Source organism: Caballeronia sp. LZ001, assembly GCF_031450875.1.
Taxonomy (GTDB): domain Bacteria; phylum Pseudomonadota; class Gammaproteobacteria; order Burkholderiales; family Burkholderiaceae; genus Caballeronia.
In genome coordinates, this window is the sequence record NZ_JARTVX010000003.1 from 894,080 (window position 1) to 909,263 (window position 15,184).

Consider the following 15,184-nt stretch of genomic DNA (forward strand, 5'->3'; position numbering starts at 1 on the left):
AGCGCTAGTAGCAGCCTGAGGCAATGTTCGCGCGTGGTCGACGAAACCGCACCAACGATGCTTTAAAAACTCAACCAGGAAGCGCAAACGAAAACGGCCTAAAGGCGCAGGTATCGCGCCTTTAGGCCGCACTTCGATTACTCCGTCACCTCATTCGATCGTTTCAACTCTGAACCACTACCGAACGAAGCGAATTCGACACCCTAAAGCTTAGGGCTTCGGTGCCGACGACGGGATCGGGGCAGCCTTCGTCGTGTTCTTGTGATGCTTGCGGTGATGCTTTTTAGTCTTGGTTCCACTTGCGGGCTGCGCGGCGTCGGCCGTCGTGGCAGCCGGAGCTGCAGGGGCTACGGCAGGCGCCGAAGCTTGTGCGAATACACCAACGGAAAACAAAGCGGCGATCGATGCGGCAACGAGTTGCTTTTTCATGGCGGTCAGGCCCTTCGTGGTTGTTTAACAGTGTCGCGGCTTAAGTACCGCGAGTACTTGCTTAACGCCTCGCCACGCTGTGTGTTGACACGCATCGAAAAAAAATTTCCGGTCCTTGTTGGAAGACATCCCTGACAAGCCAGCTACTTAATCTCCTTCAATGTTGTAAGGTCTACCACGCCATTCTGACTGGTAAACGCAGGGCCATGCCCTGCGCTACTTCCTTGCGACACCCCGCTAATGCGATGGTCCGCGCTGTCATAAGTCTTTAACGTGCCGTTGTCTTCGATTAAAAGTCGCTTCGCATCCGCAAAGAAGGCGTAGCGCAGACCGTTCTGTGCACCACTCGTTTGCGGCTCGCCGAGATTGTCCGGCCACCAATGTTCCATCGGCTTCATGGGCTCCATCGGTTGCATCGGCGTCATGGGTTTCATGGGCTTCATCGGTTCCATCGTGTTCCTCGTGAGTTGAGCGCTGGTTTGAAGGTCAGACGACGTTCAATGTCAGCAACACGCGTACCGCCTTTCATTGATTCACGACGCGGGCGCTTTAGCCCCCAAGAAACTGCACCGCATTGTTGCAGAGCCAATCCTCGCGAACCTGATCCGCCATCCCAAGCGCATCGAACTCCTGCAAAGCCTTGTCGACCGGCATCATCGGAAACGCGGACCCGAAGATCATGCGCTTCTTAAGCACTGTCTTGCCGTATTGCAAAAGCGGCTCGTAACCCGAGTGCGCGGTGGCAAGTAGCTTCGGCCGCACAGCCACGGTGCCTATCCATACATTCGGATGCCGCCACGCCACCGCAAGCAGTTCATGCACCCACGGCCATCCCGGCGGCGAAGCGCATACCCGCAACGCGGGCAACGACATCATCACGCGATCGAGCGCGGCAGGATGGCCATGCATCATCGAGGTATGCGTCGAGAAGTTCGTGCCGCAATGAATATTCACCGGCACGTCCAATTCGACACATTTGCGATAAAGCGGAAACAGCAAGGGATCGTCGATAGCCAACTTATGCTCGAAGCCCTGCACATTCAACCCACGCAGACCGAGTTCGCGCACCGCCGTCTCGAACTCCGCGACCGCCGCTTCGCCTTTGTGCGGATCGACGCCTGCAAAGCCGATGTAGCGCTCGCCATGCGTGTGACAAAACGCAGCCACGTGCTCGTTCGCTATCTTCACGCCGAACGTGCTGGTGAGATCGCGCGCCTTCAACACGACATGTCGCGCCTTCAGTCGCTCGTAAGTCGCGAGATAGTCGTCGAGTGGATCGACACCATTCGCACTCGCGACTTGACGCTCCGTACCCTCGTACACGCGCCGATAATTCGCCAGATGAGTGACAGGACCGTCGAACTGCAACGACGGAGGACGGCTCGAAAAGTCCACGAACATGGGCAGCTCCGGCAAGCGTCTGGCGTTACCGCCAACGCGACTCCTGACGATCGAAGGTATCGACGAACGGATCGGTTGTCTCGGCAATCAGGCGTTTTTTCGCGATCTTGCGCGAAGGCGTACGCGGAAAATCGCCGACGATATATTGCAGATAACGTGGCACCTTGAACGGCGCGAGATGCAGCGCGCAATGCTCGAACACCGCCGCGGGCGGAACGTCGCTATGCGTGAGTCCTTCGCGCAACTTGAGGTACGCCTTCACTTCCTCGCGACGCAGCGGATCGGGCACCGGCACGACTGCGGCTTCATCGATCGCATCCATGCTGCGTAGAACGGTCTCCACTTCGGTTGCCGAGACATTCTCGCCCGAGCGCTTGATCATCTCCTTGATGCGTCCCACGATGAAATAAAAGCCCTTTGCATCGCGTCGAAACAGATCGCCCGTGCGAAACCAGTCGCCATCGAAACTCTCGGCGTTGGCCTCTGGACGCTTGTAGTACCCCCATAAAATGCCGCGCCCGCGAATCCAGAGTTCACCGACTTCATCTATATCGGCGATACTGCCGTCATCGCGACGAACCTGCAGTTCACGAAACGGGGCAGGCAGACCGCAAGTGCGTTCGAGCGCCTCTTCATGGGCCCACGCGGGCACGAGTGCGCCCGTTCCTACTTCGGTCATGCCGAAGCCTTCGCGGGCAATCACGTTGAAGCGCGCCTGCACTTCTTCGCGCGCGCTTCTGGTCCATCCGTAGATGCTCACATATTTCAGGCATACATCGGCGTCGCGTTCGCTCCGTGGATGCGCGCTCAAGGCAGGCTCGGGAAAGATGCAGTAGTGAATCCGATAATCGATGAGCCACGACATGAAGCGCGTGAGACTCATGCGCTCGGCAATGTACGCGGTGCCGCCGAGCTTAAGCGTCATCAGGAACTGCCACATCGGGTCCATGTAGAAGAACGGCGCCCAGATCAACACGTTCTCGATGCCCGCTTCCGGCCCGCGCCTGTTACGCGCCGCACCGTGGCAATGAATCATCCAGTAATCGTGAGTCAGCATGCAGCCCTTCGGAAAGCCCGTCGTGCCTGAGGTGTATTGCAGATTCAACAGGTCGTTGCGCGACACCGTTCCGGGCGCATTGAACATGGCGCTGCCCGCATCGAGCAAAGCCTGCCATTGCAGCGGATGCTCGCTCTCGCCGCACACGATCACACGTTCCCATGCAAGCAGTGCGGGCAGCGTGGGCGCATCGGCGAGACGCGGTAGGAATTCGGTGTCGATCACGAGGTACTGCACGTCGGCATCGGTAAGGACGAACATCATTTCGTCCTGCGTGTAGGCGGTGTTCACGGGTACCATGACCGCGCCGATACGACCCAGCGCGATCCACGAGATGGGAAACTCGGGCGTGTTCTTCAACATCAGTCCAACGTGACAGCCCTTGCGAATACCGCGCCTGACGAATGAATCGGCAAGCTGTGAAGCCGCGCGATCGATTTGCGCATACGTCATCTCGATACCGCGATCGAACCACACCGCAGCGGTCTTGTCGCCATATAGCGCGGCCTGTTCGCGCACGAAATCTCCGAGCGATTCAGGCAATGCGAGTTGCTCCTGACGCTTTCGACGGACGAGTTCGTCCGCCACGGTCGGCGACTGTGTCTTCATACATGCTCTCCACGAAATTCGAAACCTCGCACGGCGAGGCGCGCCTGTCGCGCGTATTTAGTCTTGAAGAATGATCTGGCAATCCTCCGGCGCCCAGTCGACAAGCACCGGTGCGCCGCGCTCATGTTCGGCGCGCCGCCGTGTGCCCTGTTGCTGGACGACGATCTGCGTATCGTCGGCAAGACGCACGTGATGACGCACGACGCTGCCGAGCGTGATCGAGTCTTCGAGGGTGCCGGAATGACAGATGCCATCGACAGCATGATCGTCAGGCGGCCGATGCGCGGACGTCATTCGCACGCTTTCCGGTCGCACCAGTAGCTTCACGGCCGCACCGCGCGACATCGTCTGCGATGCCGTCGCGGCGCGCAGCATGCCAAGCGGAGTCGACACGACCACATGCGTCCCGATGTCGTCCTGCACGGTGCCCGAGATCAGATTGGCCGTGCCGATAAAGCTCGCCGCGAACGCAGTGCGCGGCGAACGATACAGCTCGTCGGGCGTCGCGATCTGTTCGACGCGCCCCTGATTCATGAGCACGATGCGGTCCGACATCGAAAGCGCCTCGTCCTGATCGTGCGTGACGTTGAGCATCGTGATGCCGAGTTCCGCATGCAGCCGGCGAATCTCGAGTTGCATCTGTTCGCGCAGCTTCTTGTCGAGTGCGCCGAGCGGTTCATCGAGCAAGATCAACGCCGGGTTATAGACGATGCAACGCGCAAGCGACACACGTTGCTGCTGGCCGCCCGACAGTTCCTTCGGCTTGCGCATCGCGATGTCGGGCAAGCGCACCATGTCGAGCACGTCCCTTACCTTGCGGCGAATTTCGTCCTTCGGCATCTTGCGCACGCGCAGCGGGAACGCAATGTTGTCGAACACGGTCATGTGCGGCATCAGCGCATAGTTCTGGAACACCATGCCGAGTCCGCGGGCACTCGGCGGCGCATTCGTGATGTCGACGCCGCGCACGAAAATCTGCCCGGACGATGGCGTGACCATGCCCGCTATCACGTTGAGCAGCGTAGTCTTGCCCGAGCCGCTAGGGCCGAGCAGCGTGACGAACTCGCCTTGCTTCACGCTGAAGTCGAGCGGCGCGAGCGCCTGCACTTCGCCGTAGCGCCGCGAGACCTGCTTCAGTTCGATCATGTTCATCGTCGGATTCCGTGAATGATGCCGCTCAGTGACGCTCGCTGCGCATCACGACTTGCGCCGCGTTGTGGCCAGGCACGCCCGTCACGCCGCCGCCCGGATGCACGGATGCCCCGCATTGATAGAGTCCCTTCACCGGTGTGCGATAGTCCGCGGCCCCCTGCACCGGCCGCCTGAAGAAGATCTGATCCGCGCTCAGTTCACCGTGATGCACATGACCGCCCGGCAGCGCGAAGATGCGCTCCAGATCGGCGGGCGAAAGCACTTGCGCATCGTCGATGCAGTCGCGAATATCGGGCGCATGCAGCGCAAGCGTATCGAGCACGATATGAAAGAGACGTTCGCGCTGCGTGTCCCATGTTCCTTCGCGTAACGTATAAGGCGCATGCTGGCCGAAGATGCTCATCAGATGCTTGCCCGCAGGCGCGACGCTTGGGTCCATCACGCTTGGCGTCAACACGACGAGCGGCGGTCGCGGCGATATCTCGCCGTACTTGGATGCATCCCACGCGCGTTCGAGATACTCCACCGAAGGTCCGATACGAACTTGCGCCGGATAAGCAAAACCTGCTGCATTGGAATCGAAATCCGTGAAAGTGGGCAGGCGTCGCAACGCGAGATTCACTTTGAACGCGGTGGAACGGTCGCGTATCTGCGCGACACGCGCGAGAAATTCGGGCGGCACGTAATCCGCATCGACGAGTTGCTGAAACAGGATCTTGGTCGCCACGTTCGATATGACGCAGCCCGCTTCAATCGATTCGCCCGATGCGAGCCGCACGCCCGTCGCTCGTCCGCCGCTTATCTCCACCGACGCCACCGGCGCATTGCAACGCACCTCCATGCCATGCGCCCGCCCCGATGCCGCGATGGCTTCGGAGATGGAACCCATGCCGCCACGCACGAAGCCCGCCGGCCCCTCGCTCGTGGTGTGATCGCGAATGAAGCCGCGCAGCAACACATACGCCGAGCCGGGCGAGCAGATGCTCGTGGCCGCTCCGCCGCACGACGCGTAGAAGCCCAGCGCCGCGATCATCTGATCGGACTCGAACCAGCGCGACAGGTAATCGCGCGCGCTCAACGTGAGTACGTCGTACAAGTCGTAGAACTGCTCGCCCATATCGCGGAAACGCCAGGCGAATCCAAGCAAACGCCCGCGCGCGCCGAGCGCGGCATCGGCGGGATCGGGCGGAATCTCCCAGAGCATCTCGGCGACGACCTTGCCGAGCCGAGCCATATGCGCGCGATACTTACCGTATGCATCGGCATCGGCGCGGCTAAAGCGCGCGATATCCGCATGAAGCCGTTCGCCTTCCCCGCGAAACACGAGACTCTTGCCATCGCCATACAGATGCAGCATGGGCGGCGGCACGACGATCTCGTAGCCGTACTTCGCAAGCTCGAGTTCGCGGATGATACGCGGCTGCAACAACGCCATCGTGTAGGACGCGGTCGATACGCGATACCCCGGCCACACCGCTTCGCTGACGGCCGCGCCGCCTGCGAGTTCGCGCCGTTCAAGCAGACATACCTTGAAGCCTTTGCGCGCGAGATAAGCACCGCACACGAGGCCGTTGTGCCCCGCGCCGATGATCACCGCGTCGTACCTGTTGGCCATGTTGGTCTCTAGTTCAAGTTTAGTCGGCGGACGCGTCGCGCCGTTGCAAAGCCATGATGCCGATGCACACCAAAAGCGATATCAGCGTGAGCAGCGTCGAGACGGCGGCGAGCACCGGCGATACTTCCCAGCGGATCGCGCTGTACATCTTGACCGGCAAGGTCGTGGTCTGCGGTCCCGAGATGAAGTACGCGACCACCACCTCGTCGAATGACAGAAGGAACGCGAACAGCACGCTCACGGCCACCGACGCGCGTATCTGCGGCAACACCACTTGAAAGAAGATGCGCACGCGGCTTGCGCCCATCAGAAGCGCGACGGCTTCGAGCGATGCATCCGCGTGACGCAAGCCCGAGCCCACCGCAATGATCACGAACGGAACGACGAGCACGGCATGCGCGAGCGCAAGTCCCCATACCGTGTTGACGAGCGAGAGCATCGAGAACTGCTTATACACGCCAAGACCGAGCACGACGACGGGCACGAGCATGGGCGTGATGGCGAAGGTTTCGAGTACGCGCTTGCCCGGAAACCGGCCGCGTGCAAGCGCATAAGCGCCTGGCACACCGGCCGCTATCGAGATTACCGATGCCAGCAGCGCGACCATCACGCTCGTCACACACGCGCCCCACCATGCCGGATCGGCGAAGAACTGCCGGAATAGCGCAAGCGAGAGGGTCTTCGGCGGAAACGTCAGTTCGCTGCCGCCGCCGAACGAAATCGGCACGATCACGAGGCTTGGCAGCAGCAGGAACAAATAGCCGCACCACCCGCCGATGGAACCGAGCACGCGCATGAATACACGCGAGTCGCGGCGCTTCGGTTCGGGCTTGACGAATTCGTTGCTGACACGCGTTGCGGTATCCATCATGCGAGCGCCTCCGTGCCGCGCTGAACACGTCCGAGCACCGCGATCAGCGCCCCGGACAGCACGAGCAGCATCACCGCGATGGAAGCGGCCAGCGTCCAGTCGAGCGTCTGCCGCGTGTAGAAGTCGATGAGGTTGGCGAGCATCATGTCGCGCGGCCCGCCGAGCAACGCGGGCGTGATGTACATGCCCATGGAGAGCGTGAGGCACATGAGAACGCCTGCGAACACGCCGGGCATCGACAAAGGCAACGTGATGCGCGCGAAGATCATTGCGGGACCTGCGCCCATGAGTTCGGCGGCGAACTTGAGGTTGCGGTTCTGCGTGGTGAGGCTCGTGAGAATGGGCAGCACCATGAACGGCAGAAGATAGTTAGTCATTCCTATCACGACGCCAGTGCGGTTGAACATGAGGTCGGGATGCCATGTATCGCCACTCAACCATCCCGCGAGCTTCGCGACGATCCCCGCGCTGCCTAGCACGACGGTGAAGGCATAACTCTTCACGAGCACACTGGTCCAGAACGGCAACATTACCATCACGAGATACGGCGCGCGCTTCGACATGGGCATGCGGGCGAGATGCAGCGCGACGATATACCCAAGCACGAGACTCGTCGCCGTGGCGAGTGCGCTGATGATCATCGTGTTGCCGAGCACGCGATGAATGAGCGCGCTCGTCAGCACCTGTTCGTAGCCGCGCAGCGTGAACGCGTGTTCGTAGATGCTCGACCAGCCGACTACGCCGAGCGGCCACAAAAAGAACACCGCGAGCAGGCCGTAGAGCGGCAGCAGCATCACGACGACGGCCTTCAGGTTCAGCGTGTAACTCATCGCGCGCCCCTTGTTTTACGCTACTTTATGTCAGCATCCAGGTCGTGAAGCGGTTTTGCAACGCGTCGTAGTGATCGCCCCACCACGTGTCGTTGATGATCACGCTGTTCGGATCGTGCATGTCCGGCATGCGCGCCTTGGCGGCGGCGGATACGAGCGGCATGGCCTGCACCGCGTTCGGCGCGAACTCGACCATCTCGCAGAATGCGGCCTGGCGGTCGGGGCGCAGACAGAACGCCACGTATTGCATGGCAGCCTGCGTGTTCTTGCCGTACTTCGGCACCGCGAGATATTCGAGGCTGTTGAGCGTCTGCTTCATCGACATCTGCACCGACGTACCCGCTCTTTGCGCGGGCAAAACGCGGCTCAGATACGTGTACGTGAAATCGAGTTCGTTACTCGCGATAAGCGTCACCGTCTCCGGCGTCGTCTCGATCCACTTGCGCACACCCGGCTTGATGCGGTCCATCGCCGCGAAGGCGCGCTCGATATCGAGCGGATAGAGCTTGTCGGGCGCGACGCCATCCGCGAGCAACGCCATCTCCAGGTTCTCGCTCACCCGTGGGCGCAAACCCCGACGACCCGGAAACGCTTTTACATCCCAGAACTCCGCGTAGGTCGTCGGATGCTTGCTGCCGCGCTTCGGGTCGAAGCCGATCCCGCCCGCATACGAATACGTGCCGACGAAGTCCGCGCCCGTCTTCGTGATGAGGCCATCGGTCTTGACGATAGCCCGGTCCAGTTTCTCCCACATGCCCTGACGCGAACCCGCGACGATCTGCGGTCCAATGCTGTCGAACACATCCCACGACACATTCTTCGATTCGATCTGCACCTTCATGCGCGCGAGATCCGCGCTGTTGACGAGATTCACCGCGATGCCCGTCTCTTTCGCAAAGGGTTCGGCGAACGAGGCACGCACCGCCGCTTCATAGGCGCCGCCCCAGCATGTCACGCTGATGCTCTTCGCCTGCGCACGCACAATGGCCGGTGCGCCGAGCAGCGCGGTGCCGGCGAGCGCGCCGGCTTGCAGCAGGAAGGTGCGTCGTGAAGGCGACGGACTGGTCGATACGGTTTCGGCTTGGGATAGTGGCGCGTTCATGTTGGTCTCCATGCGAGGTCGGGGCACTGCTTCATCCGGCGATCCAGATCGCCTTCCAGTCCATGTATTTGTCGAAGGCGTGCATCGACTTGTCGCGGCCGAATCCCGATTGCTTGAAGCCGCCGAAGGGCGAGGACATGGTGCCGCGATCGAAGCAATTGACCCACACCACGCCCGCCTTCAATTGACGCGAGACCTGCTGCGCCCGCGCGATGTTCGAGGTCCACACCGCGGCGGCGAGGCCGTAGATCGTGTCGTTGGCGACGCGCACCGCTTCCTCCGGCGACTCGACCGTGATCGCCGACAGCACCGGCCCGAAAATCTCCTCGCGCGCGATACGCATGTCGTTGCTCACACGATCGAACACGGTCGGCTCGATGAAGTAGCCGCCCGATTCCGGCCGCGCGGTACGTCCGCCAGCGATGACACGCGCGCCATCGGCACGACCCGCATCGATATACGACATGACCGACTCGTGCTGTGCCTGGCTCACGATCGCACCCATCTTCGTGGCGGGATCGAGCGGGTCGCCGGGCACGAGATCCCGCGCGATGGCCGCGACTTTCTCCAGCAGTTCGTCGCGTACCGCCGCGTGTACGATCAGCCGCGAACCCGCGTTGCACACCTGTCCGCTATTGGCGAAGATACCGGCCGCCACGGCGCGCGCGGCGGCGTCGAGATCGGGGCAATCGTCGAGCACGATATGCGGGCTCTTGCCGCCGCATTCGAGCCCGATGCGCTTGATATTCGACTGACCCGAGTACTGCATGAACAACTTGCCGACAGCGGTCGACCCGGTGAAGCCGACGGCATCGACATCCATGTGCAGACCGAGCGCGCGCCCCGCCGTTTCACCGTAGCCCGGCACGACGTTGAGCACGCCAGGCGGCAAACCCGCTTCGGCCGCGAGCGCGGCGATACGAATCGCGCTCAACGGCGATTGCTCCGCGGGCTTGAGGATCACCGAGTTGCCTGCGGCGAGTGCGGGGCCGAGCTTCCAGCTTGCCATAGAGAGCGGATAGTTCCACGGCACCACGGCCGCGACCACGCCGAGCGGCTCGCGCACGATCATGGTGGTCACGTCGGGTGCGGCGGGCGCGGTTTCGCCATAGAGCTTGTCGATGGCCTCGCCATACCACTGGATGCAGGTGGCCGAACTCACGATGTCGCCGTTGTAGGCATTGGTGATCGGCTTGCCGACATCGAGCGATTCGAGCAGCGCCAGCTCTTCGCGATGCGCCATGATCAAACCCGCGAATTTGAGCATGACGGCTTTGCGTTCGGCAGGTGCGGCGCGCGACCAGACGCCGGATTCGAAGGCGCGTCGCGCGCTTCTGACCGCGACGTCCACGTCTTCCGTTCCGCATTCGGCGACTGCGGCGATGGTGCGGCCCGTGGCCGGGTCGATGGTCGCAAAGAGCTTGCCGGAGAGCGCGTTCACATAGCGCCCGTCGATGAACGCGCGGCCCTCGGGCCGGATTTCTTGCGCGCGGGCGCGCCACACCGATGCGTCGGGAATGCTCACTGCAAAGCTCCTTGAGTTGGGTCGATTGCCTGCGTGCCTTTCAACATCCAGCGTTGAAATCAAGTGTAGGGTTTCAAAAGTATGAAAACCAATACATTCTGATAACCTTGTTCCTGCCAGAAAGTTATACCTTCGACGGGTCCGCCATGCTCAAAGTGCGTCATCTGGAAATCTTCCGCGCGGTGGTCAAGGCGGGCAGCGTGTCCGCTGCGGCACGTCTGCTTTACGTGTCCCAGCCTGCCGTGACCAAGACTCTGCGCATGCTGGAAGAAGACATCGGGCTTACGCTTTTTCTGCGTGTGAAGGGGCGGCTCGTATGCACGCCCGAGGCGGAGGCAATCCTGCCGGAGATTGAGCGGTTGTTTGGCAGCGTGCAATCGATTGCGCAGACCGCACGCGAGATTCAGGAGGGCCAGCGCGGGTCGATTCGCGTATCGACGGTCTCCATGCTCGCAACCACTATCGTCGCGCGCGCGGTCGGCAAGTTCCGCGAGACGCATCCGCAAGTCGAGTTCGATATCAGGGCGTTGCCTACGCGTCACGTCGTCGAATACGTGAACAACAATCAGGCGGATTTCGGCATTCTGGATGTAGCCGCGCCTTCAGGCACGCTCGAGGTGGAGGAGTTCTGTCGCGCCGAACTATGCTGCGTGATGCGTGCGGAGCATCCGCTTGCTGCGCGCAAGACGGTCACGCCTCGCCTGCTGGATCACGAGACGCTAGCGACCTTCGGGGAAGACACGTTGACGGGGTGGCGCCTGCGCGAAGCCTTCCGCGCGCAGGGACGGGTCTTTACGAGCGCGTTCGTGTCCAACAGCACGCCGGTGCTGTGCGCGCTCGTGCGGGAAGCCAATGCGGTGGCGCTGGTGGACCCTTTCTCGCTGATGAGCCGTTCGTTTCCGGACTTGATTGCACGACGATTCTCGCCGGCCGTACCGGTCGAACCGCGCTTTCTGTTTGCGCCTGGCAGACCGCGGTCGGTCATCGTCAATCAATTCGTCCTTCAATTGAAGGAGACTGCGGCGGAGTTCGTGATGGGGTGAGTCTTTAGGTGCATGCGTTAGGGACTAAGGCCGACTTGTGCTTGCAGCGAGCGCCGAAGTATCGGCTGTCATCCGATTCTCACCCGTTTCGATCTTGCCGACGGCGACAGCGCCACTCTCCGAATCACCCGACGTGCGAGTGGACCAGAGCGTAATGCCTGCCAGTGCAACGAGGCAGACCGTCGTCCATGCGGCTACGGTGCTCAAGTGATCGCGCAGACGCCTTGGCATCCGCAAAGCAGGCTTGCTGGCCTCGACGATCTCGGGTGCCGGTTTCTCCATCACGAATCCGCATCTCGGGCAGTTCGCTACTTCCGTGCGTGCTTCCGCGCCGCATTCCTTGCATATGATGGAAAACATCCGTACCTCTGTCCGCCTCGTGTGATCGCTCCTGAGGTAACGACACGGCGCGCGCGATCTTTAGCTTTCTCCCTTGGAAACGTGAGGTTTTATGCGTTTTCGATTGATCCGGTGCGGTGCCTTTCGACGGGGCAGGCCTGTGCGCATGCGCCGACGATATCGCCCGAACGCGATGCCTTCGTCACGCGTATGGCGGCGTGAATCGCGTGCTGTAACGCACGGCCCGCGCGTCTCGTCAAGAATGCCATGCTGCTCGACGGATTTCGGCCCGGCATTCCTGCCGGACTTTTTGCGCTATGCCTTAAACACTTTCGAGCGCGAGCGCGATGCCCTGCCCTCCGCCGATGCAAAGCGTCACGATGCCTCGCCGCACGCCATCGCGACGCATCGAGTGGATGAGACGCGTGGTGAGCACCGCGCCCGTGGCGCCGATGGCATGACCATGCGCGATAGCGCCGCCATCCACGTTCACGATGTCCTCGGGAATCCCGAGTTCAGCTATGACGGCGAGCGGCACTGCAGCGAAAGCCTCGTTGATCTCGAAGCGCTCCACGTCGCCCAGCTTCCAGCCCGCGCGCTCCAGTACCTTTGTCACGGCCGGGGCCGGTGCGATGCCAAACAGCCCCGGCTCGACCGCCGATACCGCGAAAGCAACGAGCCGCGCCGAAGCGACTACATCTAACGATTCAGCCGTGGCACGACGCGTGACGATCATCGCCGATGCGCCGCTATTCAGGCCCGGCGCATTGCCTGCGGTGATGGTGCCGTCCTTGCGAAATGCGGGCTTGAGCCGAGCAAGCGTTTCGAGGTTGGTATCGGGACGCGGTTGCTCGTCTGTATCGAATGGGGACACGCCTTTTTTGCCATGAACGTTGACGGTCACGAGCTCGTTTGCGAAGTGACCTGCATCTCGCGCATCGCTGAAGCGCCGTTGCGAACGTTCTGCCCAGCGGTCCTGCGCCTCGCGGCCGATGCCGTACTTGCTGACGAGGTCTTCCGTGTGCCAGCCGGAGTGCTGGCCCGAGAACGCGTCGTCGAGTCCATCGCGCAACATGCTGTCGATGACCTGTGCCGCGCCCATGCGTTGACCCCATCGCGCCGCAGGCAGCAGATACGGCGCGCGATCCATGTTCTCCATGCCACCGGCGATAACCACGTTCGAGATATCGAGTGCTATTTCCTGAGCCGCCGATGCAATTGCCTGCGCGCCCGACCCGCATACCCGATTCACCGTGACAGCAGGCGATGCCACCGGAATGCCGCCGTTGATCGACGCCTGGCGCGCGGGATTCATGCCGCTGCCTGCCTGGATGACGTTACCCATGATGACTGCATCGACCTTTCGCGGCGCCAGACCCGCGCGACGCACGCTCTCGCGGATAGCGGTGGCGCCCAGCTCCGTTGCCGCCACTTCTTTCAAGCTGCCGCCAAAGGCTCCGATTGGCGTGCGCACCGGCGCGCATAGAACGATTTCGTCTTTGAACATGACATTCTCTCCATGGTTAGTGCATATGCACATTTTTCCATGGATTTGAGAAGCTTGCAGAGACGATGGGTGGTTGAGCGTTCGACGTCGGGACGACTCGATTAGGGCCGGAATGACTCCAGATAACACTCTGCGCGTCAGCAAAGTTGAGTTGTTTCAATCGGAAGTGTGGACGGCGGCTAGCCAAGGACTCGTGAGACTTGGCTGGGACTAGATTTTTTTCACGTCTCTGTCTTGCGAACCAAGAGGACCTTCCACTGTGTCTGTTCAGGACAGTCATCTTCGAAATTTATGTCGGGCCCATCAAAACACAAATGTTTCTACTGATCTTTCTCAACCTGATCGAAGCGTGCGACCAATTCAACTTTTATTTTTTTAAATCAATCATTTAGACAGCCAAACCAGATTTATTTGCGTCGTTGGCATGCCTCTCGCATATGTAGCTGCGAGCGCAACAAATCAACGCTCGACCAACCAACCACTTAGGAGATTCACCATGCTGACGATCAAAGACCTCGCCGCTTCCAAAGAACTCGGCCGTGCTGAAATGGGCGCTATCACGGGCGGTAGCTCGTTCTTCTCGAATGCCGGTATCAACAGCAACGTTCAAGCAGGCGGCGTGTCCTTCGCTTCGCCGCAAGCGAACATCGCACCTGTCACGCAAGTCGATGCATCGACCACCACCAACGTCGATCTCAAGACCGTCAACAAGTCGATTACCGCCGTGGGCAGCCTGCTCGGCGGCATGGCGCTTTAATTCACACCATCCAATCACATTGTTTAGGAGATTTATCATGCTGACCATCAAGAACCTCGTTGCTTCCAAGGAACTCGACCGCGCTGAAATGAGCGCCATCACAGGCGGTAATTCGCTCTTCTCGAACGCCGGTATCAACAGCAACGTTCAAGCAGGCGGCGTGTCCTTCGCTTCGCCGCAAGCGAACATCGCACCTGTCACGCAAGTCGATGCATCGACCACCACCAACGTCGATCTCAAGACCGTCAACAAGTCGATTACCGCCGTGGGCAGCCTGCTCGGCGGCATGGCGCTTTAATTCACACCATCCAATCACATTGTTTAGGAGATTTATCATGCTGACCATCAAGAACCTCGTTGCTTCCAAGGAACTCGACCGCGCTGAAATGAGCGCCATCACAGGCGGTAATTCGCTCTTCTCGAACGCCGGTATCAACAGCAACGTGCAAGCTGGCGGCGTGTCGTTCGCTTCGCCGCAAGCGAACATTGCACCTGTTTCGCAAGTCGATGCATCGACCACCACCACCGTCGATCTCAAGACCGTCAACAAATCGATCACCGCTGTGGGCAGCCTGCTCGGCGGCTTGGCTCTTTAATTCTCACCATCCAAACACATTTCTTAGGAGATTTATCATGCTGACTATCAAGAACCTTGTTGCTGAGAAAGAACTCGATCGCGCTGCAATGGGCTCCATCGCGGGCGGATTCTCGATCTTCTCGAACACCGGCGTCAACTCGAACTATCAGGCAGGCGGCGTGTCTTTCGCGAGCCCGCAAATCAACGTCGCACCGGTCACGCAGGTCGATGCCTCGCAACACACGAACGTGGACGTCAAGAGCATCACCAAGTCGGTCGATGCGCTCGGCAGCATGTTCGTCGGCATGAAGGTCTGAGGCCTCGCAGGCTCAGAGAGGGAAGGACCACGTGCCTTCTTCTCTCGTTGATT

16 protein-coding genes are annotated in these 15,184 nt (G+C 60.7%); 5 read left to right on the forward strand and 11 right to left on the reverse strand.

Features of this window, described 5'->3' with window-relative positions; all coding sequences use genetic code 11:
* Positions 1 to 210: 210 nt before the first annotated feature.
* The 10 genes from P9292_RS08625 to P9292_RS08670 form a co-directional block, all read right to left on the reverse strand.
* On the reverse strand, positions 211 to 429 hold the full coding sequence (locus P9292_RS08625; RefSeq protein ID WP_250468339.1) for a hypothetical protein: 219 nt from the start codon (positions 427 to 429) through the stop codon (positions 211 to 213).
* Between the two features lie 143 nt (positions 430 to 572).
* Entirely contained in the window at positions 573 to 881 is a 309-nt protein-coding gene (locus P9292_RS08630; protein WP_250468340.1) for a hypothetical protein, read from the reverse strand.
* Positions 882 to 978: 97 nt separating this feature from the next.
* Positions 979 to 1,830 (reverse strand): amidohydrolase family protein, encoded by an 852-nt coding sequence (locus tag P9292_RS08635; protein WP_309958584.1) that lies wholly within the window; start codon positions 1,828 to 1,830, stop codon positions 979 to 981.
* A 25-nt stretch (positions 1,831 to 1,855) separates the two neighbouring features.
* Positions 1,856 to 3,496: a class I adenylate-forming enzyme family protein gene (locus P9292_RS08640; protein ID WP_309958585.1), complete on the reverse strand. Its 1,641-nt coding sequence runs from the start codon at positions 3,494 to 3,496 to the stop codon at positions 1,856 to 1,858.
* Between the two features lie 57 nt (positions 3,497 to 3,553).
* A complete protein-coding gene (locus tag P9292_RS08645) occupies positions 3,554 to 4,648 on the reverse strand; it encodes an ABC transporter ATP-binding protein (RefSeq protein WP_244832443.1) in 1,095 nt (364 codons plus the stop codon).
* A 25-nt stretch (positions 4,649 to 4,673) separates the two neighbouring features.
* Positions 4,674 to 6,263, reverse strand: a complete 1,590-nt coding sequence (locus tag P9292_RS08650) for an NAD(P)/FAD-dependent oxidoreductase (RefSeq protein ID WP_309958586.1) — start codon at positions 6,261 to 6,263, stop codon at positions 4,674 to 4,676.
* A 19-nt stretch (positions 6,264 to 6,282) separates the two neighbouring features.
* Complete coding sequence (locus tag P9292_RS08655; RefSeq protein ID WP_250468345.1) at positions 6,283 to 7,134, reverse strand: ABC transporter permease; 852 nt, start codon at positions 7,132 to 7,134, stop codon at positions 6,283 to 6,285.
* Entirely contained in the window at positions 7,131 to 7,964 is an 834-nt protein-coding gene (locus P9292_RS08660) for an ABC transporter permease (protein ID WP_244832440.1), read from the reverse strand. Before P9292_RS08660 ends, P9292_RS08655 begins: the two co-directional genes overlap by 4 nt.
* Before the next feature lie 25 nt (positions 7,965 to 7,989).
* Positions 7,990 to 9,066: an ABC transporter substrate-binding protein gene (locus P9292_RS08665; protein WP_309958587.1), complete on the reverse strand. Its 1,077-nt coding sequence runs from the start codon at positions 9,064 to 9,066 to the stop codon at positions 7,990 to 7,992.
* A gap of 31 nt (positions 9,067 to 9,097) precedes the next feature.
* A complete protein-coding gene (locus tag P9292_RS08670) occupies positions 9,098 to 10,591 on the reverse strand; it encodes an aldehyde dehydrogenase (RefSeq protein WP_250495260.1) in 1,494 nt (497 codons plus the stop codon).
* A gap of 146 nt (positions 10,592 to 10,737) precedes the next feature.
* Between P9292_RS08670 and P9292_RS08675 the strand changes: the two genes are divergently transcribed.
* Positions 10,738 to 11,634: a LysR family transcriptional regulator gene (locus tag P9292_RS08675; protein WP_244832438.1), complete on the forward strand. Its 897-nt coding sequence runs from the start codon at positions 10,738 to 10,740 to the stop codon at positions 11,632 to 11,634.
* A gap of 661 nt (positions 11,635 to 12,295) precedes the next feature.
* Here P9292_RS08675 and P9292_RS08680 read toward each other — a convergent pair.
* Positions 12,296 to 13,480 carry an acetyl-CoA C-acyltransferase gene (locus P9292_RS08680; RefSeq protein WP_309847040.1) on the reverse strand — a complete coding sequence of 395 codons (1,185 nt, stop codon included), beginning with the start codon at positions 13,478 to 13,480 and terminating at the stop codon, positions 12,296 to 12,298.
* 496 nt (positions 13,481 to 13,976) lie between these two features.
* Here P9292_RS08680 and P9292_RS08685 point away from each other — a divergent pair, with 496 nt between their 5' ends.
* From P9292_RS08685 to P9292_RS08700, 4 genes are read left to right on the forward strand one after another with little or no spacing between them, the layout of a single operon-like run.
* Complete coding sequence (locus tag P9292_RS08685; protein ID WP_250495513.1) at positions 13,977 to 14,237, forward strand: hypothetical protein; 261 nt, start codon at positions 13,977 to 13,979, stop codon at positions 14,235 to 14,237.
* A 37-nt stretch (positions 14,238 to 14,274) separates the two neighbouring features.
* Positions 14,275 to 14,535 (forward strand): hypothetical protein, encoded by a 261-nt coding sequence (locus tag P9292_RS08690; protein ID WP_309958588.1) that lies wholly within the window; start codon positions 14,275 to 14,277, stop codon positions 14,533 to 14,535.
* A gap of 37 nt (positions 14,536 to 14,572) precedes the next feature.
* A complete protein-coding gene (locus P9292_RS08695; protein ID WP_250511640.1) occupies positions 14,573 to 14,833 on the forward strand; it encodes a hypothetical protein in 261 nt (86 codons plus the stop codon).
* A 37-nt stretch (positions 14,834 to 14,870) separates the two neighbouring features.
* A complete protein-coding gene (locus tag P9292_RS08700) occupies positions 14,871 to 15,131 on the forward strand; it encodes a hypothetical protein (protein WP_309958589.1) in 261 nt (86 codons plus the stop codon).
* Positions 15,132 to 15,184 lie beyond the last annotated feature (53 nt).